The sequence below is a fragment of the Planktothrix serta PCC 8927 genome (assembly GCF_900010725.2).
GTDB classification, from domain to species: domain Bacteria; phylum Cyanobacteriota; class Cyanobacteriia; order Cyanobacteriales; family Microcoleaceae; genus Planktothrix; species Planktothrix serta.
In genome coordinates this window covers 1-452 of record NZ_LR734929.1, presented here as the reverse complement: position 1 = coordinate 452, position 452 = coordinate 1, and the positions used below count along the sequence as shown (strand labels likewise).

The following is a 452-nucleotide window of genomic DNA, read 5'->3' as shown; positions in this document are numbered from 1 at the left end:
AAGTTCCAAACCTTTAGGGTTTTATCCTTTGAACTGGAAACCACCCGTTGTCCATCGGGAGTAATGGCGAGAGCATTTACCGAATCACTATGACTGGAGAGGGTGTGTTCCTCCTTCCCTGTCGTCAAGTTCCAGACCTTTAATGTTTTATCCTTTGAACCAGAAACCACCCGTTGTCCATCGGGAGTAATGGCGAGAGCATTTACCGAGTCACTATGGCCGGAGAGGGTATATTCCTCCTCTCCTGTAGCCAGATTCCAAATCTTTAAGGTTTTATCTTTTGAACCAGAAACCACCCGTTGTCCATCGGGAGTAATGGCGAAAGCATATACCGAATCACCATGACCGGAGAGGGTGCGTTCCTCCTTCCCTGTCGTCAAGTTCCAAACCTTTAGGGTTTTATCCTTTGAACTGGAAACCACCCGTTGTCCATCGGGAGTAATGGCGAGAGC

Annotated in this window: 1 protein-coding gene; it reads right to left on the bottom strand. The window is 48.0% G+C overall.

Annotated features, from left to right (window positions below; translation table 11 throughout):
- Window positions 1-452, bottom strand: a 452-nt coding sequence (locus PL8927_RS27675) for a WD40 repeat domain-containing protein (protein ID WP_197047594.1), incomplete at both ends; no start/stop codon positions are given.